22 protein-coding genes are annotated in these 26,644 nt (G+C 62.8%); 13 read left to right on the top strand and 9 right to left on the bottom strand.

From position 1 onward, the window contains the following. Positions 1-17: 17 nt before the first annotated feature. The 7 genes from ACYVNQ_RS23130 to ACYVNQ_RS23100 all read left to right on the top strand — a co-directional run bounded on the left by ACYVNQ_RS23130 (position 18) and on the right by ACYVNQ_RS23100 (position 8,444). A complete protein-coding gene (locus tag ACYVNQ_RS23130) occupies positions 18-746 on the top strand; it encodes a GntR family transcriptional regulator (RefSeq protein ID WP_460906056.1) in 729 nt (242 codons plus the stop codon). 370 nt (positions 747-1,116) lie between these two features. Beyond that, a complete protein-coding gene (oxc, locus tag ACYVNQ_RS23125; protein WP_460905057.1) occupies positions 1,117-2,859 on the top strand; it encodes an oxalyl-CoA decarboxylase in 1,743 nt (580 codons plus the stop codon). Positions 2,860-2,884: 25 nt separating this feature from the next. Further along, positions 2,885-4,138 carry a formyl-CoA transferase gene (frc, locus tag ACYVNQ_RS23120; RefSeq protein ID WP_460905056.1) on the top strand — a complete coding sequence of 418 codons (1,254 nt, stop codon included), beginning with the start codon at positions 2,885-2,887 and terminating at the stop codon, positions 4,136-4,138. A 162-nt stretch (positions 4,139-4,300) separates the two neighbouring features. Continuing rightward, a complete protein-coding gene (locus tag ACYVNQ_RS23115; protein ID WP_460905055.1) occupies positions 4,301-4,732 on the top strand; it encodes a PAS domain-containing protein in 432 nt (143 codons plus the stop codon). Positions 4,733-5,108: 376 nt separating this feature from the next. Next, complete coding sequence (locus ACYVNQ_RS23110; protein WP_460905054.1) at positions 5,109-6,692, top strand: Re/Si-specific NAD(P)(+) transhydrogenase subunit alpha; 1,584 nt, start codon at positions 5,109-5,111, stop codon at positions 6,690-6,692. 10 nt (positions 6,693-6,702) lie between these two features. Further along, a complete protein-coding gene (locus ACYVNQ_RS23105) occupies positions 6,703-8,103 on the top strand; it encodes an NAD(P)(+) transhydrogenase (Re/Si-specific) subunit beta (RefSeq protein ID WP_460905053.1) in 1,401 nt (466 codons plus the stop codon). Positions 8,104-8,189: 86 nt separating this feature from the next. Then, a complete protein-coding gene (locus tag ACYVNQ_RS23100; protein WP_460905052.1) occupies positions 8,190-8,444 on the top strand; it encodes a hypothetical protein in 255 nt (84 codons plus the stop codon). Positions 8,445-8,611: 167 nt separating this feature from the next. Here the strand turns inward: ACYVNQ_RS23100 and ACYVNQ_RS23095 are convergent, their stop codons facing one another. The 3 genes from ACYVNQ_RS23095 to ACYVNQ_RS23085 form a co-directional block, all read right to left on the bottom strand. Continuing rightward, positions 8,612-9,190, bottom strand: a complete 579-nt coding sequence (locus tag ACYVNQ_RS23095; RefSeq protein WP_460905051.1) for a hypothetical protein — start codon at positions 9,188-9,190, stop codon at positions 8,612-8,614. Then, a complete protein-coding gene (locus ACYVNQ_RS23090; protein ID WP_460905050.1) occupies positions 9,177-9,668 on the bottom strand; it encodes a hypothetical protein in 492 nt (163 codons plus the stop codon). Before ACYVNQ_RS23090 ends, ACYVNQ_RS23095 begins: the two co-directional genes overlap by 14 nt. A gap of 491 nt (positions 9,669-10,159) precedes the next feature. Further along, the gene (locus ACYVNQ_RS23085) at positions 10,160-10,444 is read right to left on the bottom strand and encodes a hypothetical protein (protein ID WP_460905049.1); all 285 of its coding nucleotides are present in this window, start codon (positions 10,442-10,444) and stop codon (positions 10,160-10,162) included. Between the two features lie 398 nt (positions 10,445-10,842). Here ACYVNQ_RS23085 and ACYVNQ_RS23080 point away from each other — a divergent pair, with 398 nt between their 5' ends. From ACYVNQ_RS23080 to ACYVNQ_RS23065, 4 genes are all read left to right on the top strand, one after another. Next, positions 10,843-12,033 (top strand): aldo/keto reductase, encoded by a 1,191-nt coding sequence (locus ACYVNQ_RS23080; protein ID WP_460905048.1) that lies wholly within the window; start codon positions 10,843-10,845, stop codon positions 12,031-12,033. Positions 12,034-12,165: 132 nt separating this feature from the next. Next, positions 12,166-12,777 carry an NADPH-dependent F420 reductase gene (locus ACYVNQ_RS23075; protein ID WP_460905047.1) on the top strand — a complete coding sequence of 204 codons (612 nt, stop codon included), beginning with the start codon at positions 12,166-12,168 and terminating at the stop codon, positions 12,775-12,777. A 189-nt stretch (positions 12,778-12,966) separates the two neighbouring features. Further along, positions 12,967-15,450 carry an alkaline phosphatase family protein gene (locus ACYVNQ_RS23070; protein WP_460905046.1) on the top strand — a complete coding sequence of 828 codons (2,484 nt, stop codon included), beginning with the start codon at positions 12,967-12,969 and terminating at the stop codon, positions 15,448-15,450. 102 nt (positions 15,451-15,552) lie between these two features. Next, positions 15,553-16,926, top strand: coding sequence for a cytochrome-c peroxidase (locus tag ACYVNQ_RS23065; protein ID WP_460905045.1), 1,374 nt, complete (start codon positions 15,553-15,555; stop codon positions 16,924-16,926). Positions 16,927-16,969: 43 nt separating this feature from the next. On the opposite strand, the gene ACYVNQ_RS23060 is transcribed toward ACYVNQ_RS23065, so the two are convergent. The 3 genes from ACYVNQ_RS23060 to dalD all read right to left on the bottom strand — a co-directional run bounded on the left by ACYVNQ_RS23060 (position 16,970) and on the right by dalD (position 21,015). Continuing rightward, positions 16,970-17,950, bottom strand: a complete 981-nt coding sequence (locus ACYVNQ_RS23060; protein ID WP_460905044.1) for a sugar-binding transcriptional regulator — start codon at positions 17,948-17,950, stop codon at positions 16,970-16,972. Positions 17,951-18,002: 52 nt separating this feature from the next. Beyond that, positions 18,003-19,490 (bottom strand): xylulokinase, encoded by a 1,488-nt coding sequence (gene xylB / locus ACYVNQ_RS23055; protein ID WP_460905043.1) that lies wholly within the window; start codon positions 19,488-19,490, stop codon positions 18,003-18,005. 127 nt (positions 19,491-19,617) lie between these two features. Then, positions 19,618-21,015, bottom strand: coding sequence for a D-arabinitol 4-dehydrogenase (dalD, locus tag ACYVNQ_RS23050; protein ID WP_460905042.1), 1,398 nt, complete (start codon positions 21,013-21,015; stop codon positions 19,618-19,620). A gap of 331 nt (positions 21,016-21,346) precedes the next feature. Here dalD and ACYVNQ_RS23045 point away from each other — a divergent pair, with 331 nt between their 5' ends. Further along, positions 21,347-22,891 carry an FGGY-family carbohydrate kinase gene (locus ACYVNQ_RS23045; RefSeq protein ID WP_460905041.1) on the top strand — a complete coding sequence of 515 codons (1,545 nt, stop codon included), beginning with the start codon at positions 21,347-21,349 and terminating at the stop codon, positions 22,889-22,891. 8 nt (positions 22,892-22,899) lie between these two features. Here the strand turns inward: ACYVNQ_RS23045 and kynA are convergent, their stop codons facing one another. The 3 genes from kynA to kynB form a co-directional block, all read right to left on the bottom strand. Continuing rightward, the gene (gene kynA / locus ACYVNQ_RS23040) at positions 22,900-23,745 is read right to left on the bottom strand and encodes a tryptophan 2,3-dioxygenase (RefSeq protein WP_460906054.1); all 846 of its coding nucleotides are present in this window, start codon (positions 23,743-23,745) and stop codon (positions 22,900-22,902) included. A gap of 136 nt (positions 23,746-23,881) precedes the next feature. Next, the gene (gene kynU, locus ACYVNQ_RS23035; protein WP_460905040.1) at positions 23,882-25,132 is read right to left on the bottom strand and encodes a kynureninase; all 1,251 of its coding nucleotides are present in this window, start codon (positions 25,130-25,132) and stop codon (positions 23,882-23,884) included. 106 nt (positions 25,133-25,238) lie between these two features. Next, on the bottom strand, positions 25,239-25,904 hold the full coding sequence (kynB, locus tag ACYVNQ_RS23030; RefSeq protein WP_460905039.1) for an arylformamidase: 666 nt from the start codon (positions 25,902-25,904) through the stop codon (positions 25,239-25,241). A gap of 106 nt (positions 25,905-26,010) precedes the next feature. On the opposite strand from kynB, the gene ACYVNQ_RS23025 reads away from it, so the two are divergent. Next, complete coding sequence (locus ACYVNQ_RS23025; RefSeq protein ID WP_460905038.1) at positions 26,011-26,502, top strand: Lrp/AsnC family transcriptional regulator; 492 nt, start codon at positions 26,011-26,013, stop codon at positions 26,500-26,502. The last annotated feature ends 142 nt before the right edge of the window (positions 26,503-26,644 follow it).

The following is a 26,644-nucleotide window of genomic DNA, read 5'->3' as shown; positions in this document are numbered from 1 at the left end:
AAGATGCCGTACTGACGCTGCGCCCGTCGGCTTCGGCCGGCGGGCGTGCGACGCCTTTTGCGCTGTCGCTGCAGCCGCTCGCGCCAAACGCATCGCTGCGCGATCTCGCTTACGCGCAGCTACGCCAGGCGATCGCCGAAGCGGACATCTACGGCTCGCGTGAAGCGATCCGCCTAGACGAACGTAACCTGACCGAAGCGCTTGGCGTAAGCCGCACGCCGATTCGCGAAGCGATGACGCTGCTCGAGCAGGAAGGTTTTGTGCGCGCGGTGCCGCGCCGCGGCATTTTCATCCAGCGCAAGACGAAGCGCGAGATCGTCGAGATGATCCAGATGTGGGCCGCGCTCGAAAGCATGGCCGCGCGCCTCGCGACGCTGAAGGCGAGCGACGAGGAGATCGCGGACCTGCGGCGGCTGTTCGACCGCTTCCACGGCGGCGAGCAGCAGGCGCCGAACCGGCATATCGAAGAGTACTCGGAGGCGAACATTTCGTTTCACGAGGCGCTGGTGAAGCTGTCGAAGTCGCAATCGATCGTGCAGACGATCCGCAATGTCTTCGCGCACGTCCGTGCGATCCGCAAGCTGACGATTTCACAAAGCGACCGAGCGTCGCGCTCGATCAACGAGCACATGCACATCATCGAAGCGCTGCAGGCGCGCGACACCGAAGGCGCAGAGCAGCTGGTGCGCCGACACTCGCTTGAACTGGCCGCGCACGTGAATGCGTGCTGCGACTTCCTCGACTGATCCAGACCAACAGAGAGCGATTTCCCATGCGCAACGTCCAAGGGCCTACCTGTCTTCGCGCATTTGGTATATCACATTCTAGATACGGTCCAGCAATCGATGCTGTGCTGCACAAGAATTTTAGGAAAGGAGTACATCGCTGAAATTAATGAAGTTTCTACGGGAAACGTCGTCGCCCGTAGAGTGACCGGCCGAGAGTCTTGCTGCAGATGCTGGAACCCTTAAGGGCAAAAAGCTATTGAGTCCAACGTGGTGTGTGATATATGGTATATCACAGTGCGCGACGGGGCTCCCGACGGAAGGGTCTCTGCCACCGGTTTCCATACACGACGCGACGGCGTAACAGTCATAACGATCTGGAGATGAGTGAATGTCTACTGTTGAAATTGCGCGCCCTGATGCATCGGCCCAGGAATCGCAAGCTGCCACCACCGACGGGTTCCACCTCGTCATCGATGCACTGAAGCTGAACGATATCGATACGATTTTCGGTCTGGTCGGCATTCCGATCACCGACCTCGCGCGTCTTGCGCAGGCCGAAGGCATGCGTTTTATTGGCTTCCGTCACGAGCAGAACGCGGGCAATGCGGCCGCGATTCACGGCTACATGACCAAGAAGCCTGGCATCTGCCTGACGGTGTCGGCACCGGGCTTCCTGAACGGCCTGACGGCGCTGGCCAATGCAACGACGAACTGCTTCCCGATGATCCTGATCAGCGGATCGAGCGAACGTGAGATCGTCGACCTGCAGCAGGGCGATTACGAAGAGATGGACCAGCTGAACGCAGCCAAGCCGTACGCGAAGGCTGCCTACCGCGTGCTGCATGCGGAAGACATCGGCGTGGGCGTGGCGCGTGCGATTCGCGCGGCCGTGTCGGGCCGCCCGGGCGGCGTGTACCTCGACTTGCCGGCCAAGCTGCTGGCACAGACGATGGATGCGCTGAAGGGCCAGCAATCGCTGATCAAGGTTGTCGATGCCGCGCCGGCGCAACTGCCTGCACCGGATTCGGTGAAGCGCGCGCTCGACGTGCTGAAGACCGCCAAGCGTCCGCTGATCCTGCTCGGCAAGGGCGCAGCGTATGCCCAAGCCGACAAGGAAATCCGCGACCTCGTGGAAAAGAGCGGCATTCCGTATCTGCCGATGTCGATGGCCAAGGGCCTCTTGCCCGACACGCATGAGCAATCGGCTTCCGCCGCGCGCTCGTTCGTGCTGCAGGAATCGGACACCGTGCTGCTGATCGGCGCGCGTCTGAACTGGCTGCTGTCGCACGGCAAGGGCAAGACGTGGGGCGCGGCACCGAAGCGCTTCGTGCAGATCGACATTGCGCCGACCGAAATCGACAGCAACGTCGCGATCGAAGCGCCGCTGATCGGCGATATCGGTTCGTGCGTATCGGAGCTGCTCGCCGGCATCGATGCGAACTTCCCGAAGCCGCCGTCGGACTGGATCAACGCGATCAACGAGCGCAAGAACAAGAACCTCGAAAAGATGGCCGCGACGCTGGCGAAGAATCCGTCGCCGATGAACTTCCACAGCGCGCTGCGTGCGATCCGCGATGTGCTGAAGACGCGCCCGGACATCAACGTCGTCAACGAAGGTGCGAACACGCTCGACTACGCACGTGCAGTGATCGACATGTACGAACCGCGCCGCCGCTTCGACTCGGGCACGTGGGGGATCATGGGCATCGGCATGGGCTATGCGATCGGCGCATCGGTGACGAGCGGCACGCAAGTCGTGGCGATCGAAGGCGATAGCGCATTCGGTTTCAGCGGTATGGAACTCGAAACGATCTGCCGTTACGACCTGCCGGTCTGCACGATCGTGTTCAACAACAACGGCGTGTATCGCGGCACCGACGTGAACCCGACGGGCGGCAAGGATGTGGCGCCGACCGTGTTCGTCAAGGGCGCGCGTTACGACAAGATGATCGAAGCATTCGGCGGCATTGGTGTGAACGCCACGACGCCGGAAGAACTGACTCACGCATTGCAAGAAGCGATCAAGTCCGGCAAACCGACCTTGATCAACGCGGTGATCGACGAAACCGCCGGCACCGAAAGCGGTCGCTTGACCAATCTGAATCCGCAAAGCGCGGCGACGAAAAAGTAATTCAGCCATCCCTGGAGAGACTTGAATGAGCAACAAACCACTCGAAGGCATCAAGATCATCGACTTCACGCACGTGCAAGCGGGCCCGGCCTGTACGCAGCTGCTGGCGTGGTTCGGCGCGGACGTGATCAAGGTCGAGCGTCCGGGTTCGGGCGACGTGACGCGCAATCAGCTGCGCGACATCCCTGAAGCCGATGCGCTGTACTTCACGATGCTGAACAGCAACAAGCGTTCGCTGACGCTGGACACGAAGAAGGCCGAAGGCAAGGAAGTGCTGGAAAAGCTGATCAAGGAATCGGACGTGCTGGTCGAAAACTTCGGCCCGGGCGCGCTGGACCGGATGGGTTTTTCGTGGGAACGCATCAACGAACTGAACCCGAAGATGATCGTCGCATCGGTGAAGGGCTTCAGCGACGGCCACCATTATCAGGATCTGAAGGTCTACGAAAACGTCGCGCAGTGTGCAGGCGGCGCGGCTTCGACCACCGGCTTCTGGGACGGCCCGCCGACGGTCAGCGCTGCAGCGCTCGGCGACAGCAACACGGGTATGCACCTCGCGATCGGCATTCTGACCGCGATCATCGGCCGCCAGCAGACCGGCAAGGGCCAGAAGGTTGCCGTGTCGATGCAGGACAGCGTGCTGAACCTGTGCCGCGTGAAGCTGCGCGACCAGCAACGTCTGGACCGCCTTGGCTACCTCGAAGAGTATCCGCAATACCCGCACGGCACGTTCAGCGACGTGGTGCCGCGCGGCGGCAACGCCGGCGGCGGCGGCCAGCCGGGTTGGGTGTTGAAGTGCAAGGGCTGGGAAACCGACCCGAACGCGTACATCTACTTCACGGTGCAAGGCCACGCATGGGAACCGATTTGCCACGCGATCGGTAAGCCGGAGTGGGTCAACGATCCGAACTACAACACGGCAGCTGCCCGTCAGCCGCACATTTTCGACATCTTCGCGACGATCGAAACGTGGCTGGCCGACAAGACGAAGTTCGAAGCCGTCGACATCCTGCGCAAGTTCGACATTCCGTGCGCACCGGTGCTGACGATGAAGGAACTGGCCAACGACGAATCGCTGCGCGCGAGCGGCTCGATCGTCGAAGTGCCGCACAAGGTGCGTGGTACGTACCTGACGGTCGGCAGCCCGATCAAGTTCTCGGACCTGAAGCCGGAAATCACCGGATCGCCGCTGCTTGGCGAGCATACCGACGAAGTGCTGGCGGAACTCGGCTACAGCGACCAGCAGATCTCGAGCATGCGCGAATCGAACGCGGTTTAAGTTCGATGAACCGCACGCAGTACCCGATGTAGCAGTACCCGGCGTGTAGCATTGCGCCACCTGGCCGCCGCTTCGCGAGTAGTCGCAGCAAAAAAGCGAAGCGGCGGCTGCAACAGATAAAAAACTGCCTGCCTGCCCACAGGCTAAAGCCCGGACAACACCATGGCCCCCACAATCGACTTTGAACAGCTTGTCAACGCGATCGGCGATGCCGTGATCGTTTCGGATGCAAGCGGTGCGATCACGCTATGGAATCCGGCGGCGCAGACGATGTTCGGTTTCACGCAGGAAGAAGCCCTTGGAAAATCGCTGGATCTGATCATTCCCGAACGCCTGCGTGGGCGTCACTGGGAAGGTTACGAAAAGACCATGGCGACCGGGCAAACGAAGTACGGCCACGATCTGCTGAAGGTACCCGCAGTCAACAAGGAAGGCCGTGCGATGTCGATAGCATTCACTGTCGCGCTGCTGCATTCTCAGCAGGGCGAGGTCACCGGGATTGTCGCGATCATCCGCGACGAGACCGTCCGCTTTGCTGAAGAGCGCGCGCTGCGCAAGCGCGTGACGGAGCTGGAGGCGAAGGCCGGCGCATAACGGCGCTTTTAGCGGCGGCGCAGCCGGACGCAGGCACGCGCGCGGGGTCAGGCCTCGCGCGATCGAGTGTTGCGGTGCGCGGGTTCGGGCCGCAAGGCCGCGCGTCGCATCGCACTTCCAGCAAACAGCAAAGCAACCAGGTTCGCCGCACGCGGGCCGCCTGAGACAAGCGTCGCGAAGCGGGTGCCCACCCGCCGGGCACGCTGCGTCTCCCAGCCCGCGTTCGCGGCTGACCGACCATTTGACGACTGGATTTCGGACCCTGCGACGGCGCCTACGCCGACGCAAGGCGCGTACGGCTGCGCGCGCGTGACGCTGCGCGCCGGACGCACACAGATGCATAACAGGATTTGAAACGTCGATTGGGAAATCAACTATGCCGATGATGATTGGAGTACCACGGGAGCGTTATCCGGGAGAGCGTCGCGTTGCACTGACGCCGGAGACGATTACGCATATCGCAAAGCTCGGCTTCAACGTGACGGTGGAAACCGGCGCGGGTGAACTGGCCGCGTTTTCCGACGATGCATATCGCGCGGCGGGCGCACAGGTCGTCGACGATACCAAGGCGCTGTACGCAGCGGCGGACATCGTCGTGAAGGTGCGCGCACCGTCGATCGAAGCGGATAACGACGAAGTCGAACTGCTGCGCGAAGGCACGACGCTGATCAGCTTTATCTGGCCGGCACAGAATCCGCAGCTGCTGGCACGTCTGCGTGCACGCGGCGTAACGGCGATGGCGATGGACTGCGTGCCGCGCATTTCGCGCGCGCAGAAGATCGACGCGCTGAGCTCGATGGCCAACATGGCGGGTTACCGCGCGGTGATCGAGTCGGCGCATCAGTTCGGTCGAGGCTTCATGGGGCAGATCACGGCGGCCGGCAAGATTCCGCCGGCGAAGGTGATGGTAATCGGTGCGGGCGTCGCGGGCCTCGCCGCAATCGGCGCTGCGCGTAGCCTCGGCGCGATCGTGCGCGCATTCGACACACGACCTGAAGTGCGGCAGCAAGTCGAGAGCATGGGCGCCGAGTTCCTCGAACTGGATTATCAGGAAGACGGCAGCGGTTCGGGCGGCTACGCGAAGGAAATGAGCGCAGCGTTCATCGAAGCGGAAATGGCGCTGTTCGCCGCGCAGGCGAAGGAAGTCGACGTGATCGTGACGACCGCGCTGATTCCGGGCAAGCCGGCGCCGAAGCTGATCACCGCCGAGATGGTGCGCAGCATGCGCCACGGCAGCGTGGTGGTCGACCTCGCGGCGGAACAGGGCGGCAATTGCGAGCTCACGCAGCCGGGCACGATCGCACACGTGGAAGGCGCGCACGTGATTGGTTATATGGATTTGCCGTCGCGCATGGCCACGCAATCGAGCCAGTTGTACGGCACCAACCTGCGCCATCTGTTGACGGATCTCACCCCGCAGAAGAACGGTGAGATCAACGTCAATCTCGAAGACGAAGTGATCGGCGGCATGACCGTGATTCACAACGGCGAACTGAAGTGGCCGCTGCCGAAGCGCGCTGCGCCGCCGGCGCCCGCAGCGCCGGCAGCCTCCGCCGCCAAAGCGCCGGCACATGGTGCGCCGGCGGTGGTCACCGCAGAACAGCGCCGCCGCGCGGCGACGCTCGGCATCGTCGGGCTTGTCGTTGCAGCCGTGCTGCTGGTTGCACTCGGCGCAGTCGCGCCGCCTGCGTTCGTCGCGCACTTCACGGTGTTCGTGCTGGCGATTTTCGTCGGCTACCAGGTGGTGTGGAACGTGACGCCGGCCTTGCACACACCGCTGATGAGCGTGACCAATGCGATCAGCGGGATCATCGTGATCGGCGCGCTGCTGCAGATCGGCACGCCGAGCACGCTGGTGACGGTGCTGGCGGGACTCGCACTACTGATCGCGACACTCAACATCGCGGGCGGGTTCCTCGTGACCCAGCGCATGTTGAACATGTTCCAGCGCGACGAATAAGGAGACCGACATGCAAAACGGAATCGGCAGCATGGCCTATCTGGCCGCAAGCGCGCTGTTCATCTTGAGCCTGCGCGGCCTGAGCCACCCTTCGACCGCGCGGCGCGGCAACCAGTATGGCGTGGCCGGCATGGCGATCGCGATCGTCACGACGCTGTGCCTGAGCGGCGGCGCCGCGCTGCCCGTGGTCGCGGTATTGATGGTGATCGGCGTGGCAGGCGGTGCATTTCTGGCGCGGCGCGTCGAGATGACGCAAATGCCGCAGCTGGTGGCGGCGCTGCATAGCTTCGTCGGTCTGGCGGCAGTACTGGTTGCATATGCAAGCTACCTGTCGCCGGGGGCGCACGAAGCAGCGGACCTCGGCGGCGCCGGACAGACGATCCACAACGTCGAGATCTACCTCGGCGTGTTTATCGGCGCGGTGACGTTTACCGGCTCGATCGTCGCTTTCCTGAAGCTGCAAGGCACGGTAGGCGGCAAACCGCTAGTGCTGCCGATGCGGCATACGCTGAATCTGGTCGCGGTGTTCGCTTGCGTGGCGCTTGGCTATCTGTTTTTGGCTGCGCCCTCTGCGGCGGAAGGCGCCCGTCCGCTGCTGATCATGACGGTCATTGCCGCACTGCTCGGCGTGCATCTGGTGATGGCGATCGGCGGTGCCGACATGCCGGTGGTGGTGTCGATGCTGAACAGCTATTCGGGCTGGGCGGCGGCGGCGACCGGCTTCATGCTCAGCAACGACCTGCTGATCGTGACCGGCGCACTGGTCGGTTCGAGCGGCGCGATTCTGAGCTACATCATGTGCCGCGCGATGAACCGCAAGTTCCTGTCGGTGATTTTTGGCGGCTTCGGCACGGTCACCACGACGGCAGCGGCAATCGAAGGCGAAGTGGTGGCGGTCACCGTCGACGAAGTCGGTTCGCTGCTGCGCGACGCGTCGGAAGTGATCATCGTGCCCGGCTACGGGATGGCGGTTGCACAGGCGCAGTCGACCATCAGCGCGATCACCCGCAAGCTGCGCGACAAGGGTGTGAAGGTGCGCTTCGGCATTCACCCGGTAGCGGGGCGTTTGCCTGGCCACATGAACGTGCTGCTCGCGGAAGCGAAAGTGCCGTACGACATCGTGCTCGAAATGGACGAGATCAACGAAGACTTCGGTAGCACCGACGTCGTGCTGGTGATCGGTGCCAACGACATCGTGAATCCGGCCGCACTGGAAGATGCGGGCAGCCCGATTGCCGGGATGCCGGTGCTCGAAGTGTGGAAGGCCAATACGGTGATCGTATCGAAGCGCAGCATGGCGAGCGGCTATGCCGGCGTCGACAACCCGCTTTTCTACAAGGAGAACACGCGCATGCTGTTCGGCGATGCGAAGAGCAGCGTCGATGCGCTGCTTGCGCAGCTGAGCGCGTAGTTCGCCTGTCGTGACGGCAAGATCGGTGCACATGCGCCGGTCTTGCCGGACCTGCCCCCTTGATTTGATTCAACACGGAGAACATCATGCACATCGAAACGCTTGGACGATATCAGCTGGTACTGTCGGCGATGCAATCGATTCAGAACGGCGGATGGAGCGCGTATGCGGCGGTTCGCTCGGTGACGAATGAGATCATGCAGGAGGAAGATATTCTGCCGTATCAGCGAGTTTTGGGTGACACGCTGTATGCGAGCGAAGCAGCGGCGATTGAAGGGGCGCGCAGCGTGGCGTTGCAGGCAATTGCGTCGGGAAGCCGGGCGGCGGTGGAGACGCAGTGAGGTGGTGTGAAGTGGCGCGTGTCGTGGGCCGATCGAGTGACGATCGGCTTGGCTTTGCTCAATGATCGCTTCTGGCTTATTTGCCGATTTTTTCCAGCGGAGCGTGAACCAAAGGTCGCAGCGCTCCGTTGCACGGCTGGTCGCGAGTGCCGGAGAAATCAGCGCTTCTATTCGGCTAATGCAGATGCAACGTCGTCTATCACTTCCTCGGTCATCGGAACCTGGTGAGCCTGTCGAATTTGCTCGATCATTTTCGTTAAGACGATATAGGCCGCTTCGGGGTGGGACTGCAGGGGGGTTGGTTTGTTCGGGTTACGATGCGCAATCCAATCGCGATATTGCTTGATTTGCTTCACTTGGCCGATTAGGTTGGGATTGACTTCCCCTTTGAAGAGATTGAGAACGTCCCCGAACTTCCAGTACTCCACCTCGCTTTCGAACTTCTCTGCCAGTTTGGCGGAGTACGTTCGCGGATAACCTGCCGCCAGCAAGTGGTTCGCGGTCTGCAGGTGCTCAATGACAAATCGTTCAAACGTAGCGAACAGTGCCAGAATCGCGAGGTCGGCAGCTTGCTTTGCGGCGTTTTCCAGTGCGGCATTGGTTGCTCTTTGACCCGCCTCAAAAAACTGAGTGCGCCGTGTGCGCTTGCCGCGCCGGATGTGAATTATGCGAGTGACAACCTTAAAGCAGTCGTTGGCGACTTCAAACGCTTCGTAGACGGAATCAAGTGGGTTAGTAAAATTCATAGTCGGAAACATCGGTGAGTAGATCGAGGAATAGACTTTCGTCAATGAACTTTGCGGGGCGGACTTTCGCCTCGGTCCAGTGCCAACCGTCTCGCTTCAGCCGGGAACGATTCGGAGTTGAAGGTGACGTGATGGCTTTCTCGTTGGAGATGGCTCTTGTGGAAAGCGCTGAGTCTTTCCAGACGTGGTAAACGATCGGGTGTCTTGCCAATTGACCGATCAAATCCACTCGACCCTCCGCGCCGATGATTCTGGATCCAACAGGCACGATCCTGCCGAGCGGTACTCCATCTTTTGAAATATGAAGACTCGCCGCCTCATACGGAGCGACGAACTCTTCTCTAAGCGTTACCGCGCCGTATTCGACCGTCAGCTCACGGCCTCTGCACCAGTCACTCACTTCCTGAAGGAAGATCGTAACGCGCTGCACATACTCGTGAGAAGAAAAATGGGCTTGTGTGGTTTTGAGGTCGGTCATTGTTTATCGTTGATGTGGTTGAAACGCGCGCGCAAAGCGACAGGTGCTTTTGCGGAAACGACATGTGTCCATCGTTTCGCAGAAGCGCGGGTGTAGCCTTGTGCCATTCGCATCGGGAGTGGTCAGCGTATCATCGAACCTATCGCAAAATTACCTAATAACGCATGCCTAAGTATTCATCCAGGAGGCACCGCGGTAGATAGGAGAATGTTCCAGAGTGCGTAGTGTCTGGCTGGGTAACACCCAGCGAAATCGATCTGAGTCTGAAGTCAACCCCGATCAGTTTCGCGATTTCTCATCGGTGTGCCGCGCGGCTCGGATAGATCCAATTCCCATCGACAAAAGCATGCGAGCGAGGCGGCAATTGCAGAGGCACGGCGCGTGGCGTTGCAGGCGATCGCGTTGGGGCGGCGGCAGAGTGGGGAACTCGATACCCTGTTTGCGCGAGCAGACGTCCGTCCCGATTGACGCGCGTAATGCGATCGCCTTCATCAATGCATTCCCGTTTTCCCCGCGCGGGTCGTCGAGCCGTCCAGCTCCGACATGTGTACGCCCTGCAATCGGGCGGTGGTTTCGATCAAGGTCAGGCCGTGCTGCACTTCGGACTGCAGTTGAGCGAGGTTCTCGGCCGTGATGCCACGCGTCGCCAGTTCCTGCAGCACGCGCAGGCCACCGCGGCCGGCGAGGATCGTGCTCACCATTTCGAACGGCGTGAGCGAGTCGAGCAAGTCTTTCACATCGTGCAGCGGCAGGTCGTCGCGGTATTGATCAGTCATGGCGTGTGAATGTCGAGGTAGTGAACAGAAAACAGTTTCCATCCGCTGTTTCATCTTTGCGCTTTTGCGGAATGTCAGTTCCAGATGCGCGAATGCGGGTCCAGTCCGACGCACCAAAGCGCGGTGTCGTGGCTGATGGCAACTCCGGTTGAATTGGGGCTTCTGACAACGCAGATTGAGCGTTTCCATATTTATTCACAAACAACTAAAAATAAGCAATCCAACATAAAAATACTAAAACGAAAATATGTTCATGTACGGAGAAAAGTGCAATTCAGGAATTCGCATTACTGTGCCGAAACGCGGGTGGCTGTCAGGGGTTACTATGCAACGCGAATAGACTGCGCGCCTATATAGCCGACTGCTGTCGACCAGGAACCTGCGCATAAAGAGTCTTCATGCCACTTGATTCGTACGTGACGCTAGGTCGTTCGGGCCTGCGCGTTAGCCCGCTGTGCCTTGGTGCGATGAGTTTCAATGACGACCGGAACTTCGGTTCGAGTGTCGCCGAATCAGGTGCGATTTTGAGGCGCTTTGTCGAGCGCGGCGGCAACTTCATCGATGCAGGCGATATGCACACCAAAGGCCGCTCGGAAAAAATCATCGGCGATTTTCTTGCGGGTGATTGCTCGCGTCGCGAACGGCTGGTGATCGGCACCCGGTTCGGCGGTTCAAACGCGAAAATGATGGTCCGCAGATGCGAGCAATCATTGCGCCGTCTTCAAACCGATTACATCGATATCTATTGGCTGCAAGGCCATCACGCGCTCACCCAGGTCGAAGAGACCATGCGCGCACTGGACAATCTGGTTGCCGCGGGCAAGGTTCGATACGCCGGCTTCTGCAACGCGCCTGCGTGGCGAGTCTGCCATGCACAGATGGTCAGCCAGATGCGCGGCGGCGCGCCGCTCGTCGCTGTGCAGGTCGAGTACTCGCTGCTCGAGCGAAACGTCGAACATGAAATCGTGCCGATGGCACAGGCATTCGGTTTGGCCATCATGCCGTGGGCGCCGCTGAAATTCGGCGTGCTGTCCGGCAACTACACGCGTGCGTGTGACAGCGCAGAGCGGCCGTCGACGTTCGGCATGCCGATGCGCGAACGGGAGCGCGAACTGATCGAGACGCTGCGTGCGGTGGCCGAACGGCACCGTACATCAGTGGCTGCGGTGGCACTGGCGTGGTTGTCCGCGCTGCCCGGTGACGGGCCGGTCATCATCGGCGCGCGCACGCTCGAGTGGCTCGACGAACTGCTGGAGTCGTTGATCGATGCGCTGCGCGCGGTTGCCGAACGGCACCGCACGTCGGTGGCGAGCGTGGCGCTGGCGTGGTTGTCCACGCGGCCCGGCGTCGGGCCGGTCGTTATCAGCGCGCGCACGCTCGAGCAGCTCGACGAGAATCTGCAATCGCTCGATATCGCGCTGTCTGCCGATGAAGTCGCGGACCTCGAGCGGATCACCACTCCGGCTGCGACGTCGTTGTCGCGGATCGTGGCCCAGCAACGTCCCGCGACGGGGCATAAGTTGCCGGCCAACGGCGTGGCAATCGTACCGGCATCGCGGGCGTCGGGCGCTGCAGCCGATCGTCGCTAGCGTGCCGGGGTCGCGCGAGCTTTGTCATATCCGGAGCGCGTCCCAAATCATCTGGCCACGCGGCTCCACTACCGCCGCAATCAGGGCCTCACCGCCAGGTTCGGACTCCGTCGTTCTTCAAGGAGCATCATCATGAGCACCATCGGCACGATCGGCATCATCGGCGCGGGAGCAATCGGCTGCGCATTCGCGAAAGCCCTCGCCAGACAGGGCATCGACGCGGTTATCTCCAACAGCCGTGGGCCCGCATCGCTGGCGAACCTGGTGCAGCAGCTCGGCCCTACGATCAAGGCTGGAACGCGCGAAGAAGCGGCGTCGCAGCACATCGTTCTGGTCGCCGTGAACTGGTCGAAGCTGCCTGCCGCGCTGTCGGGTCTGCCTGCGTTCGACGGTCGCATCGTGATCGATGCGAACAACCCGGTCGAGAAGCCGTCGCTAAAGGCGGCCGAACTGCACGGCCGAGCCTCGACCGAAGTGTTCGCCGAGCTGGTGCCTGGCGCGGCTGTCGTCAAGGCGTTCAATCATCTTGTGGCGGAACTCGTCGCTGGCGATCCCGCAGTCGAAGGCGGACGCCGTGTGCTGTTTTTCTCGGGAGACAACGCGGGTGCGAAAGCGACGGTAGCCGCGCTGATCGACCGGCTCGGCTTCTTTGGCATCGATCTCGGTTCCATCGAGGTGGGCGGCCGGCTCGTGCAGTTTCCAGGCGGCCCGTTGCCTGCACTCCATCTCGTCAAGTTCGAGTGACCCGATTGCGCGTGCGCGAGGCCTGCTCGCTGCTGCGCTTGCCTTTCAAAATATTTGATGTCGGTTTCATTTCAATTATCCCGACACATACCCATCACGAAGCTGTCATCTGTCGCTGACACCATCCGCGGGACCGGACCACCAACAAGGTGATCCGCGCATCACACAACAATCGAGAAGACCACACTCATGAAACTTCGCGCCCTGACGCTCGCGGGTTCGTTCGCGCTGCTGTCGCTTGCCGGTTGCGGTTCTGACGACCATTCGTCGTCGGCATCGTCGAATGCCTCTACGTTGAACATCACGGGCGTCGCAGCGACCGGGGTGCCGGTGGTCGGTGTGACGGTGAGCATCACCGACAGCACCGGCAAAACCACCCAGGCGCAGCCCACCGACGCGACCGGCAAGTTCACGGTCACGGTCAGCGGCACCGCGCCGTTCGTGCTGACCGCGCCGTTCAACGATCTCGACGGCACGCCTGCGACGCTGTCGGCGGTGATCAACCCGGCGCCCAATGGCGGCGCGCCGGCCGCCGCGGTCGCGAACCTGAATCCGTACACGTCGCTGATCACGCAGCGCGTGCTGGGCATCGTGCCGACTGGCGCGCCCACCTCGGCGCAGATCGGCGCAGCGAAGATTTCCGCTGCCACCATCACGCAAGCCGACAAGGACGTCGCCGGCGTGCTGCAGCCGCTGTTCACCGCGTTTGCGGTGCCGTCCGCCACGGTCGCCGATCCGATCGGCAGCGCGTACGTCGCGAATGCCACCAACCCGCTCGATAACCTGTTCGACATCGCGCGCTTCACGGTGCACACCGGCACCGTCGCGGCCGGCGTCGACGTGAACCGCGCGCTGGTTGCGATTCCGGCGAGCGGCCCGGTGTCGGGCCCGATGGCGGCGACTGCCGTCACCTCAGCGCTGGCGCTGTCCAACGGCCCGACCACCACGCCGATCCAGCACGTGATCGTGATCGTCGGCGAGAACCAGACCTTCGACGGCCTGTTCGGCGGCTATGCACCGCCGTCCGGTCAAACGGTGAAAAACCTGCTGTCCGAAGGGATCATCAATGCGGACGGCACGCCGGGTTCGAACTTCGCGGCCGCCGCGCAGAACCAGGGCGCGACGCAAACCGCGTACACGATCAACCCGACGCGCGGCAGCGCGTTCTCGACATTGCCGCAGCCCGAACAGGTCGGCATCGTCACACCGCCAACCTTCACCACCGGCGGCGGCACGCCGGATACGCGTTTCCCGGCAACCTTGCCGAATGGCCCGTTCCAGATCACCAGGTACATGCCGTATGCGAGCCAGCTCACGTCGGTCGCGCCGCTCTTGACGATGTTCGCGATGACCGGCGACCCGGTGCACCGCTTCTTCCAGATGTGGCAGCAAACCGGCGGCGACAACAGCAAGCTCGACATGTACACGTGGGTTGCGACGACAGTCGGCCAGGGCGGCGACACAACCGGCATCACGCCGTCGAATCCGTCGCAGGGCGGCGAGCTGATGGGCTTCATGAACATGTCGACCGGCGACGCGCCGTTCTTCAAGTCGCTCGCGCAAAGCTATGCAATGAGCGACAACTATCACCAGTCGATCATGGGCGGCACGGGCGCGAACTTCTTCTCGATCGCCACCGGCGACCTGCCGTACTTCAATTCGGCCGGCGCGGTCGCCACGCCGCCGGCCAACCAGGTCGAGAACCCGAACCCGATGGCGGGCACGGCGAACTTCTACACGGCCGATGGTTACGAAGGCGGTTCGTACGTGAACTGCTCCGACACGTCGCAGCCGGGCGTGTCGGCGGTGCTCGGCTTCCTGTCGGGCAAGCGCGTCGCGAGCAACTGCGATGCCGGCAAGTACTACCTGGTCAACAACTACAACCCGGGCTTCGACGTGAACGGCAACGTTCAGCCGATCGGCGCGAACAACTTCAACTACCCGCCGCAAACCGTGCCGACCATCGCCGAGGCGCTGGCAGGCAAGGGGGTGTCGTGGAAGTGGTACACGGGCGGGCGCGATGTGGCGGACCTGACCAACGAAATCGAGTTGCTCGAACTGGGCGGCCTGCCCGCTCCGCAAGCCATCGCCGGTGCGCAAGGGGCGCAGTACAACGTGATCGGCGATCCGCTGGTGGCGTCGGCCAACGTGATGGGCACACCCGCGCTGAAGGCTGGCCTCAACGACCTCGCCACCTTCACCAGCGACGTGCAGAACAACACGTTGCCGGCGGTGTCGTTTGTGGTGCCGAAGAACTTCGACAGCGGTCACCCGGGCTACTCGGCACCGGCCACCTACGAGCTGTTCCTGAAGAACGTGCTGGCCAGCGTGCAGGCCAATCCGACGTTGTGGGCGCACACCGCGATCCTGATCACCACCGACGAAGGCGGCGGTCACTTCGATACCGGCCCGATCCAGCCGCTCGATTTCTTCGGCGACGGCCCACGGATTCCGATGATGGTGGTGTCGCCGTATGCACGGACCGGCATGATCGATCACACGTATTACGACCACGGCTCGATCCTCAAATTCATCGAACGCAACTGGCGTCTGCAGCCGTTGTCGGCGCGTAGCCGCGACCGTCTGCCAAATCCGGTCAGCGCATCGGCGAATCCGTATGTGCCGGTCAATACGACGTCGATCGGCGATCTGATGACGATGTTCTCGTTCTAGACCACGTCAAGTCGTCGGTTTTCAGCGACGCCGGCCGCGCTCGATGCGCAGCCGGCGTTTGCGCATTGGAGTGCGGTTATTTCCGGAATACATCACAGGCCGATGATTCGATTTCGCCTTGGGGCTACGGCCCGTTTGAGCGGTGTAGCGGTGCTGGTTGCCGCTGCGTCGGTTACCTGTCAGCGGGTTGCCGCGCAATCGCCTGCGGCGCATTTCGCGGTACCGCTTGCTGCGCAGGCGGCCAAAGCGCACGCAGACAAGCCTGCCGCCGCGTCTGCGCCGTCGATGCAACGTTGGGTGCGCTATCCCGTAGCGCCGCCGCAATTGAGCGCGCGCGCCGAGCTTGGCAAGCTGATTTTCTTCGATCCGTCGTTGTCGGCGTCGGGCAAGATGTCGTGCGCGAGCTGCCACAGCCCGGAGCACGCGTACGGTCCGCCGAATGGTCTTGCGGTGCAACTCGGCGGCGCCGACCTGCATCGGCCGGGCACGCGCTCGGTGCCGTCGCTGCGGTATCTGACGTTCACGCCGCTGTTTAGCCGCCACTACTACACGCCCGCCTCGGAAGATACCGAAGACGAAGGCCCGACCGGCGGCTTCATGCGCGACGGCGCGGCCGCGACGCTGCACGATCAGGCGGCGTTCCCGCTGCTCAACCCGAACGAGATGGCCAATGCCACAGCGGCCGACGCCGCGACCCGGCTGAAACACAGTGCGTACGCGCAGACGTTCGTGAAGCTATTCGGCGCGCAGGCGTTCGCGCATCCGCAGGACACGCTGCTGCACGCCGGCGAGGCGCTCGAAGCGTTCGAGACCGAAGACACGAGCTTTCACCCCTACACGAGCAAGTTCGACGCGGTGATGTCCGGCCACGCGGATTTCACCGCACAGGAGTTGCGCGGCTACGCGCTCTTCAACAACCCGGACAAAGGCAACTGCGCGAAGTGCCATATCGACTCGCCGGGCCCCGGCGGCCGTCCGGCGCAGTTCGCGGATTTCTCGTTTATCGCGCTGGGCGTGCCGCGCAACCCGGAGATTCCTGCCAATCGCGATCCGCAGTATTTCGATCTCGGTCTGTGCGGACCTTACCGGCACGATCTGGCTGGCGAGACGAATTTCTGCGGCATGTTCAAATCGCCGACACTGCGTAACGTCGCGACGCGCTCGGTGTTTTTCCACAACGGCCGCTTTCATACGCTCGTGGATGTGATGCGCTTCTACGTCGAGCGCGATACGAATCCGCGCAAATGGTATCCGGCGCGGGCGAACGGCAAGGTCGACAAATACGACGACTTGCCGCAGCGCTACCGCGATAACGTGGATGTCGCCGATGCGCCGCTCGATCGCAAGGCGGGCTCGAAGCCGGCGCTCAATGAAGCGGAGATCCGCGACGTGATCGCGTTTATGAAGACCTTGAACGACGGTTACGCGGAAACCTCGGGCGGACCTGCCGCGGTGCGCGTTGCGCAGCGGCATTGAGCGTGTGCCGCAACCGCAGCGCAGCGTCGCTTACATCAATCGCTCAATCCACCGGCTCGCCGGCGCTTGCTGAAACGTGATGTTCCAGCGCCGCGCGCGCACACAGTTCATCGGTCACCAGTCCCGACAGCCAGCCGCCGCGCAGCGCCGCAATCACGGCATTGCGCTTGCGTTCACCGCATGCAAACGCAATGGTGGGCCGCTTCGGCGGCGAATCGGGCCGCACACTCGTCACGCGGCGCGCGGTAGGCGATTCGACGCTCGCGCCGTCGGCGGAAATCGGCAAGCCGAGCAACTCGGCGACCGCGCCGCGCTCCATCAGCTCGGTCACCTCTTCGGAGGTGATGAAGCCGTCGTCGTGCAGCGGACAATGCAGCGCAATATTCCCGATCCCGACGAACGCAACATCCGCCTGCCCCGACAACGCCTCGACGATCCGATACAAGCGATGATTGCACCACTGCGCGCGTTCGGCCTCGCTATCGGCGATCAACGGCGCGGGCAGCAGAAAATGCTTGCCGCCGGTCTTCTCCGAGATATGCAGCGCGACGTCGTAGCGATTGGACGACCCGTCGTGCGCAATCGCGCCGACCATCGACACCAGCCGATGCTGCGGCCGCTCCAGTTGCGCCACCTGATCGACGACGGCCTTTAGCGTGCGGCCGCTGCTGACGGCGACCACCATCGGCTTTTCTTCGTTCAGATAGCGCTCCATCACTTGCGCGCCGGCCACCGCGAGCTTGCGGTCGATCTCTTCCTGCGTATCGTTGTCGACCGGCACGACTTCGCACATCGCGAGCCCATAGCGCTTCGACAGTTCATCGGCCAGCGCAAGACACTCGGCCAACTGATGATCGACGCGCACGCGAATCAGATTCTTCTCGACCGCAAACGCGACAAGCCGCTGCGCAACCGGCCGCGACACCTGCAATTTTTCGGCAATCTCGTTCTGCGTATTGCCCGCGACGTAGTAGAGCCACGCGGCGCGGGTTGCGAGATCGAGTTTTTCGCTGGACTTGGGCACGTACGTTCGTCGATCGGGTTAGCTAAAGCGCATCAGGCGCGCGTCAAGCGTACTACGCCTGCGATTCGCCGGTTGCCGCGGCGGCAAACACCGGCTTCAACTGACGGTACAGCATGCGATAGGTTTCAAGCCGCTTGCGCAGCACCGCATGGCGTTTCGGGTTCGGCGTGAACTCGATTTCGACTGGCGGCTTGGTCAGCACGTGCGCCGGATCGCCGCCTGCCGCGAGCCAACCCAGGCGTGCCGCACCGAGTGCCGCGCCGGTTTCGCCGCCACCGTGCTTGCGCGTGTTGGTGTTGAGCGCATCGGCAAGCAGTTGGCCCCAGTAGTTGCTGCGCGCGCCGCCGCCGAGCAACGAAAGCGCATTGGCTTCGGTGCCGGCAGCTTTCAACGCATCGAGGCCGTCGGTCAACGCGAGCGTCACACCTTCGAGCACCGCATAACCGAGCAGTGCGCGATCGGTCGCATGCGTCATGCCGAAGAATACGCCTTGCGCGTACGGGTCGTTGTGCGGCGTGCGCTCGCCGGACAGATACGGCAGGAAAATCGGTGCGTTAGTCAACGCGTCTTCGGGCAGCGCTTCGATTTCGGGTAGCAGCGAAGTCTCGTTGGTGCCCGTCAGCTTGCACGCCCAGCGCAGGCAACTGGCTGCCGACAACACCACGCTCATCTGATGCCAGCGATCCGGAATCGCATGACAGAACGCATGCACCGCCGATTCGGGGTTCGGCCGGAAGCTGTCGCCGATCACGCACAGCACGCCCGAGGTGCCGAGCGACACAAAACCGTCGCCTGGTTGCGTTGCGCCGATACCGATGGCGCTGGTGGCATTGTCGCCGCCGCCGGCCGCGACCACCACCGGTTCGCGCAAGCCGAGTTCGTGGGCGAGCGCAGGAAGCAGCATGCCCGAAGGCGCGCTGCCTTCGGCGAGACTGGGCATATGCGCACGCGTCAGATTGCACGCGGCCAGCAGCGAATCGGACCAGTCGCGCTGCGCAACATCGAGCCACAACGTGCCCGCCGCGTCGGACGGATCGGAGACCTTGCCGCCCGTCAGTTGCAGGCGCAAGTAGTCTTTCGGCAGCAGCACGCATGCCGTTTGACGGAAGATCTCCGGTTCATGGCGTGCCACCCATAAGAGTTTCGGCGCAGTGAAACCCGGCATCGCCAGATTGCCGGCGATGCGGTGCAACTCGGGCGCACGCTCGGTCAGCTCCGCGCATTCGTCGACGCTGCGCATGTCGTTCCACAGAATCGCCGGGCGCAGCACACGGTCTTGCGCATCGAGCAGCACGGCGCCGTGCATTTGCCCCGAAAGGCCGATGCCGCGAATCTGCGCGAATTCGTCGGGATGACGCTCGCGCAATGCGAACAAGGCTTCACGCGTGCCTTTCCACCAGTCTTCCGGATTTTGTTCGGACCAGCGTGGATGCGGGCGCGACACGGTGAACGGCGAACCTGCGGTGCCGATCACGCGTCCATCGGACGCGAGCAGCAGGACTTTTACTTCGGATGTGCCAAGATCGATGCCGAGATACATGGGCGCGGTACCTTCGTCGGAAAAGATGCGCTACTTTAGCCGCATGCGGCGGGTGGCGCTATGCGCATAAGACCTGAAACGCACGCGTGCGGCGTCGTGCGTCACTATGTGGGCTCGATAAGCCTGGCTAAACCCGTTTGTCGAGCCACGCATCGACGCGCGCCAGTGCCGCGCGCACCGCACTCTCCAGCGACGCGGTTTGCGCCATGCTTCCCCACAACAGACGATCCGCGCAAAACGCCTTCACCGGATCGGGCGATGCGAAAAATCCGCGCGCGACCTTTTCGTCCATCACGCCGTCCTGATACGTGTATGGCAGCTTGCCCTGTTGCCAGCGATCGAGAAAGCGCAGGAATAGTGCGGGCAGCATCGCAGTGGCGGCGGGCTGTGCACCGCGTTTGATCGTTTCGGCGAGCGTCGGCGCGATAAAGCCGGGGATCTTCGAAAAACCGTCGGCTGCGACGCGCTGGTTCGTATCCTGGATGAACGGATTGCTGAAGCGCTCGATCACCACGTCGCGATAGCGTTGCAGATCGATCGGGCTTGGCGTCAGACACGGAATCACGTCTTGCGTCACATAGTCGTACGCGAATTTCTGGATCGCCGGATCGATCGTGCCTTCATGAATGTAGCGCAAGCCGATCAGTGTGCCTGCCCATGCGATGCAGCTATGCGTCGCGTTCAGCACGCGGATTTTCGCTTCCTCATAGGGCATCACCGACTCGACGAGTTCTGCACCGACCCGCTCCCATGCGGGCCTTCCCGCGCGGAACTGATCTTCGATCACCCATTGGATAAACGCTTCGCCCATTACCGGGCATGCATCGTCGATGCCGGTCGCGGCGCGCACGCGTTCGCGCACGTCTTCGGTCGGGCGCGGCGTGATGCGGTCCACCATCGAATTCGGGCTTGAGGTGTTCGCGTCGAACCACGCACGCAACGCGGTCGCGCCGCGGTGTTCGAGAAACTGGGTCATGCCGGCGTGAAAGCGATGACCGTTGCTGCGCAGGTTGTCGCAGGTCTGCAGCGTCACGGGTCCGGCATCGCGCTGCATGCGCGCTTCGAGAATCGCCGCGAGCGCGCCGTAAATCGTGCCGCGCGCCCCCTTCAGATCGGCGGCGAGGTCGGGGTTGGCGGTGTCGAGCTTGTCGTGTTCATCGAGGTAGTAACCGCCTTCGGTGACCGTGAACGAGATGATCTTGCAGGCCGGATCCGCACCGGCGTCGATCAGGCCTTGCAGATTCTCCGACCACGGCACCACGCGTTTGATCGAGCGGATCGCTTCGTACTTGCGCTCGCCTTGCGGCGTAACGGTCTCGAGCGTGTACACGCCGTTTTGCGCAGCGAGTGCGTCCATCACTGCGTTCATGTCGCTGCGGATATTGCCGACGGTCAGCGACCACTGTGGTTCGCCTTCCCGATGCGCTTCATTCAGCCGGTGCAGATACCACGCCTGATGCGCCCGATGGAATGAGCCTGCGCCGATGTGAAGGATGACGTGTGCGCCGCCGTCCGGGCTAGTCATGGTTTGTCTCCTGAATGTTCTGTGCGCACGATCATCGCGCGTGCGAAGATGTGATGTGGAGCATTTGCTCAGTTTGTGAACTTATGATCGTATTCGTCGGGGCGAAAGTCAAGGCGGCTGCGCGGGGTTTTCGTGCGGCAGTGCGGCATCGCAAGTTGAATGGCCGCAACGCGCCACGCTAAAAATTTATGCCGCGCGGGTTCCATTTCGCGCATCGGACTAACAAAATGTTGACTAGCTCCCGCCGCGATTGAGTCCAACGGACAGCGGACAAGCAGACAAGCAAAAGCACATAGCGTCCCACGCGGCGCACACAAGGAGGCAGACATCTATGAACTACGTCATCGGCGTCGACATCGGCACGCAGAGCACGAAGGCGCTGCTGGTCGATCAGCAGGGCGCGATCGTCGCGCAGCATTCGAGTGCCTATAAGCCCGATACGCCGAAGCCGCTATGGGCCGAGCAATGGCCGTCGGTGTGGATGGACGCGGTGGCCGAATGCATCGCGCGTTGCGTCGACAAGGCGCGCGCGACCGGTGTGGACGCGGCATCGATCAAGGCGGTGTGTGTGAGCAGCCTGTACGGCGGCTCGGGTATTGCGGTCGACGAACAGATGAAGCCGCTGCACCCGTGTCTGATCTGGATGGATCGTCGCGCCACCGCGCAAGTGGAATGGGTGCGCCAGCACGTCGATGTCGAGCGGCTGGCGGCGATCACCGGCAACGGCGTGGACAGTTACTACGGCTACACGAAGATTCTCTGGCTGCGCGAACACGAACCCGAAGTATGGGCGAAGACGCGCTACTTTCTGCCGCCGAACGCCTACGTGATTCATCAACTGACCGGTGAACTCGCGGTGGACCACAGTTCCGCCGGCAACATCGGCGGCATCTACGACATCGCGCAGCGTCGCTGGTCGGACGAAGCGCTCGACATGCTCGGCATCCCGGCGTCGCTGATGCCGCAGCGGCTGGTCCAATCCACCGATGTAGTCGGCGGTCTGTTGCCGCAATGGTCGGCGCAACTCGGGTTGGCGCCGGGCACGGCGCTGGTGGCGGGCGGCGTCGATGCGGCCATCGCCACGTTTGCCGCGGGCGCGACGCGCACCGGCCAGCACGTCGCGATGATCGGCACCAGCATGTGCTGGGGCTATATCAATCAGAGCGTCGATGCGCGGCATGGACTGGTGAGCATGCCGCACGTGTTCAACGGGCAGCGCGATCTGTATGTGTTCGGTGGCGCGAGCACCGCGGGCGCATGCGTGACGTGGTATCGCGAGCAGTTCTGTCATGCCGAAGAAGAAGCGGCGCGTGCATTACCGCATGGCGACGCGCATCGGCTGCTCGAAGAATCCGCGGCACGCATTCCGGCCGGTGCGGATGGCGTGATGTTCCTGCCATATCTGATGGGCGAGCGCAGCCCCGTATGGGACGCGCAGGCGAGCGGCGCGTTCGTCGGGCTGAGCCTGTTCCATACGCGTGCGCACCTGTATCGCGCAGTGCTCGAAGGCGTGACGTTTGCGCTTCAGCACAACATCGTGATGGGCCGCAAAGGCGCACAAACGCTCGACGACAAACTGATCGTCGTCGGCGGCGCAGCGCATTCGGACCTGTGGATGCAGATTATCGCGGACGTCACCGGTTTTCCGGTGTTCACGATCGAGCAGGACGTCGAAGCGGCGATGGGCGCGGCGCTGCTGGCTGCAGTGGGCGTGAACCTCGTTACGCAGGAAGTCGCGCAGGGCGGCTGGGTCACGCTGGTCGAACGCGCGCGTCCGGAGCCGCAGCGACAGGCGCTGTATGCGGAGCGTTTCGAGGTCTACACGGATCTATATCCGTCGTTGAAGTCGGCAATGCATCGGCTGCGGCCCGCGTAAGCGGCGCTTCAGAGCACGGTGCGCACGTGCCACAGTTCCGGAAACAGCACGACGTCGAGCATCTTGCGCAGATAGGACGCGCCGGCCGTACCGCCGGTGCCCTGCTTGAAGCCGATGATGCGCTCGACTGTCGTGACGTGGCGGAAGCGCCATTGGCGGAATTCGTCTTCGAGATCGACCAGTTCTTCAGCCATCTCGTACAGATCCCAATGCCGCGACGGATCGCGATAAACCGCGAGCCAGGCGGCCTCGACCGACGCGTCGTGTTCGGTCGGCTGGGTCCAGTCGCGCTCGAGCCGTGACGGTGAGATATCGAAGCCCCGGCGTGCCAGCAAGCGCACCACTTCGTCGTAGAACGACGGCGCTTCCAGCGCCTCGCGCACTTCGTCCTGAATCTCGGGCCGATGCGCATGCGGCTTCAACATCTGCGGGTTCTTGTTGCCGAGCATGAATTCGAGCAGGCGGTACTGATACGACTGAAACCCCGACGAACCGCCGAGATACGGCCGCATCGCCGTGTACTCGGACGGCGTCATCGTCGCGAGTACGCTCCACGCCTGCACCAGTTGTTCAAAGATACGCGACACGCGCGCCAGCATCTTGAACGCGGGTGGTAGTTCGTCGCGATGCACGGCGGCAGTCGCGGCGCGCAGTTCGTATAGAGCAAGCTTCAGCCACAGCTCGCTGGTCTGATGCTGGATGACGAACAGCATCTCGTTGTGATCCGGCGAAAGCGGATGCTGCGCGGACAACAGCGCGTCCAGATGCAGGTAGTCGCCATAGCTCATCGACTTCGAGAAATCGAGTTTGGCGTCGTGCCAGCCGGCGCCTTCGCTGGGCGCGTCGACGGACATGTGCGGCGTATGCGCGCCACCGCCGCTGCTGGTGCTGGTGCGTCTGCCGTGCGGAGATTCGTCGCGTGCGCTCCGGTCGTCTTGCAGCTTCGTCGGATCCGTGGTCATCGTGAGTTCCCTGGCTGCGTGAGCTTGTTCAGGTCACCGCGACGCGCGCGGCAAATTCCGGTGCCCGCCAGGTTTCGTTGGCCAGCACATCGCGCAGCGCTTCGACCGCATCCCACGCGTCGACGTAGCGCGTATAAAGCGGTGTGAAGCCGAAGCGCAAGATCTCCGGTTCCCGATAGTCGCCGATCACGCCGCGCGCGATCAGCGCTTGCATCACTTCGTAGCCGTGCGGATGCGCGATGCTCACTTGCGAGCCGCGCTGTGCATGTTCGCGCGGCGTGACGATCCGCAGCGGAAATTCGTCGCAACGGGCTTCGACGAGTTCGATGAACAGGTCGCTCAGCGCGAGCGACTTTTCGCGTATCGCCTGCATATCGGTCTGCAGAAACACGTCGAGTCCGCACTCGACCAGCGCGAGCGAAACGATCGGTTGTGTGCCGGACAAAAAGCGGCCGATGCCGTCGTCGGGCTGGAATACCGGGTCCATCGCAAATGGCGCGCGGTGTCCCCACCAGCCGGACAGCGGCTGCTCGAATCCGGTTTGATGACGATGCGGCACCCACACAAACGCCGGTGCGCCGGGCCCGCCGTTCAGATACTTGTACGTGCAGCCGACCGCGCCGTCCGCGCCGACACCATTCAGGTCGACCGGCACCGCGCCCGCCGAATGTGCGAGGTCCCATAACGCGAGCGCGCCGCGTTGGTGGATCAGCTGCGTCAGCGCGGCCATGTCGTGCATGTAGCCGTTGCGGTAGTTGACCTGCGTGATCATCGCGACGGCGGTGTCGGCTTGCAGCGCCGCCGGCAATTCGGATGGGTCGTCGATCAGCCTTAGCTCGCAGGCGCCATCGAGTTGCTTCACGAGGCCTTGCGCAATATACAGGTCGTTCGGAAAATCGCCGCGCTCCGCGACGATCACGCGACGCTTCGCATCGCGTTGTTTCTGCGCGCGCAGCATCGCCGACAGCAGCTTGAACAGATTCACCGAAATCGAATCGGTCACCACGACTTCGCCATGCGCCGCGCCGATCAGCGGCGCGAGCTTGTTGCCGAGGCGCCGCGGCAACGCGAACCAGCCGGCGTTGTTCCAGCTGCGGACGAGGCCCTCGCCCCATTCGGCGGCAATCACCACCTGCGCGCGCTGCGCGGCTGCCGCGGGCGACACGCCGAGCGAATTGCCGTTGAGATAGAGCGTGCCCGGCGGCAGCGCAAATTGATTGCGCAGCGGTGCGAGGGGATCGGCGGCGTCGAGGGCCAGGGCTTCGTCACGGGTTTTCATCGTCGTCCAGTTGCCATCAGCAAAGAATCAGCGGGTACGGGTTAGCGGCGCAAGTTTGCGGTACACGTCAGTGGCACAGGTCAGCGCCATAGGTTACGGGCACAAATCAGCCCGACCCCGGCAGTGCGCGCAGCACCGCGCGCACCGGGCTCGCATCGAGCGTCGTCAATTTGAGCGGCAGCGCGATCAGTTCGTAGTCGCCCGGTTCCACGTCATCCAGCACGATTCCTTCCAGGATCGCCATCCGGTGCGCGCGGATGCGGTGATGGGCGTCCATGGTTTTCGAGTCTTGCGGATCGAGCGACGGCGTATCGATGCCGATCAGCATCACGCCGTGCGCCGCCAGCAGATCGATGGTTTGCGGCGCGACCGCGCAGAACGCACTGTCCCACGCATCGAGCGGCGCGCGCCGGTAAGTGCGCAGCAGCACGCGCGGCGGCACCCGCCCGAGCGCGCCGGCCACCTGCTCCGGCATCACCAGCGGCCCCGCGCCGATGCAATGGATCACGCGGCAAGGCCCCAGGTACGGCTCGAGCCCCACTTCGCCGATCCCGGCGCCTGCCGCGTCGTAGTGCAGCGGTGCATCCGTATGTGCGCCGGTGTGCGGCGACAGCGTCAGCCGCGCGACGTTGACCGGCGCACCGGCCTCGATGCGCCACACGCGTTCGATGCCGACCGGCGTATCGCCGGGCCACACGGGCGTGGCCGGCGCGACGGCCGGCGTGATGTCCCACAGCGCGGGCGGGCCGCTGGGCGGGTGATAGGTCTCCATAAGTTCGATGATAGGCGGCTCAGGACGAAATGTGATTGCGAAAAAAACTCGTTATTTCCCGTGTGTTGGAACATAATTTGGTTCAGACGGAAAAGGGAGACCGAAAATGAACGCGATCTCGCTCGACGCCACCGATTGCCGTATCTTGACGGTGCTGCAGCACGAAGGTCGAATCAGCAATCTTGATCTGGCGGAGCGCATTTCGCTGTCGCCTTCCGCCTGCTTGCGGCGGTTACGTCTGCTTGAAGAACAGGGTGTCATCGAACGCTACCGCGCATGCCTGAACCGCGAAGTGCTGGGGTTCGAACTCGAAGCGTTCGTGCAGGTTTCGATGCGCAACGAGCAGGAAAACTGGCACGAGCGTTTCGCGGAATCGGTGCGCGACTGGCCGGAAGTGGTTGGCGCCTTCGTCGTAACCGGCGAAACGCATTATTTGCTGCGCGTGCTCGCGCACAACCTCAAACACTATTCGGATTTCGTGCTGACCAAGCTGTATAAGGCGCCCGGCGTGCTGGATATCCGCTCGAACATCGTGCTGCAGACGATGAAAGAAGATTCGGGTGTGCCGGTGAGCCTGGTGCCGGGCGCGAAAGGGTAGGCGCGCGAAGAAGCCGGTGCGAGCCGGTAGCGCAGGGTGCGCGTGGTGCCAGCCGTTCGCCGTGCCGTTTGCCGTTTTCCAGACCGCGGCCGCGCGGCGTCCGCGTCCATGGTCGATCGCGGTCCAGCGGGGCTGCCTAGTC

The organism is Paraburkholderia jirisanensis, assembly GCF_054782355.1.
This window is presented reverse-complemented; position numbering and strand designations above follow the sequence as displayed.

Coding starts and splice junctions, on each gene's coding strand:
- oxc (WP_460905057.1), top strand. CDS start 1,117: ATGTCTACTGTTGAAATTGCGCGCCCTGATGCATCGGCCCAGGAATCG.
- frc (WP_460905056.1), top strand. CDS start 2,885: ATGAGCAACAAACCACTCGAAGGCATCAAGATCATCGACTTCACGCAC.
- ACYVNQ_RS23115 (WP_460905055.1), top strand. CDS start 4,301: ATGGCCCCCACAATCGACTTTGAACAGCTTGTCAACGCGATCGGCGAT.
- ACYVNQ_RS23110 (WP_460905054.1), top strand. CDS start 5,109: ATGCCGATGATGATTGGAGTACCACGGGAGCGTTATCCGGGAGAGCGT.
- ACYVNQ_RS23105 (WP_460905053.1), top strand. CDS start 6,703: ATGCAAAACGGAATCGGCAGCATGGCCTATCTGGCCGCAAGCGCGCTG.
- ACYVNQ_RS23100 (WP_460905052.1), top strand. CDS start 8,190: ATGCACATCGAAACGCTTGGACGATATCAGCTGGTACTGTCGGCGATG.
- ACYVNQ_RS23095 (WP_460905051.1), bottom strand. CDS start 9,190: ATGAATTTTACTAACCCACTTGATTCCGTCTACGAAGCGTTTGAAGTC.
- ACYVNQ_RS23090 (WP_460905050.1), bottom strand. CDS start 9,668: ATGACCGACCTCAAAACCACACAAGCCCATTTTTCTTCTCACGAGTAT.
- ACYVNQ_RS23085 (WP_460905049.1), bottom strand. CDS start 10,444: ATGACTGATCAATACCGCGACGACCTGCCGCTGCACGATGTGAAAGAC.
- ACYVNQ_RS23080 (WP_460905048.1), top strand. CDS start 10,843: ATGCCACTTGATTCGTACGTGACGCTAGGTCGTTCGGGCCTGCGCGTT.
- ACYVNQ_RS23075 (WP_460905047.1), top strand. CDS start 12,166: ATGAGCACCATCGGCACGATCGGCATCATCGGCGCGGGAGCAATCGGC.
- ACYVNQ_RS23070 (WP_460905046.1), top strand. CDS start 12,967: ATGAAACTTCGCGCCCTGACGCTCGCGGGTTCGTTCGCGCTGCTGTCG.
- ACYVNQ_RS23065 (WP_460905045.1), top strand. CDS start 15,553: ATGATTCGATTTCGCCTTGGGGCTACGGCCCGTTTGAGCGGTGTAGCG.
- xylB (WP_460905043.1), bottom strand. CDS start 19,490: ATGTATCTCGGCATCGATCTTGGCACATCCGAAGTAAAAGTCCTGCTG.
- dalD (WP_460905042.1), bottom strand. CDS start 21,015: ATGACTAGCCCGGACGGCGGCGCACACGTCATCCTTCACATCGGCGCA.
- ACYVNQ_RS23045 (WP_460905041.1), top strand. CDS start 21,347: ATGAACTACGTCATCGGCGTCGACATCGGCACGCAGAGCACGAAGGCG.
- kynA (WP_460906054.1), bottom strand. CDS start 23,745: ATGTCCGTCGACGCGCCCAGCGAAGGCGCCGGCTGGCACGACGCCAAA.
- kynU (WP_460905040.1), bottom strand. CDS start 25,132: ATGAAAACCCGTGACGAAGCCCTGGCCCTCGACGCCGCCGATCCCCTC.
- kynB (WP_460905039.1), bottom strand. CDS start 25,904: ATGGAGACCTATCACCCGCCCAGCGGCCCGCCCGCGCTGTGGGACATC.
- ACYVNQ_RS23025 (WP_460905038.1), top strand. CDS start 26,011: ATGAACGCGATCTCGCTCGACGCCACCGATTGCCGTATCTTGACGGTG.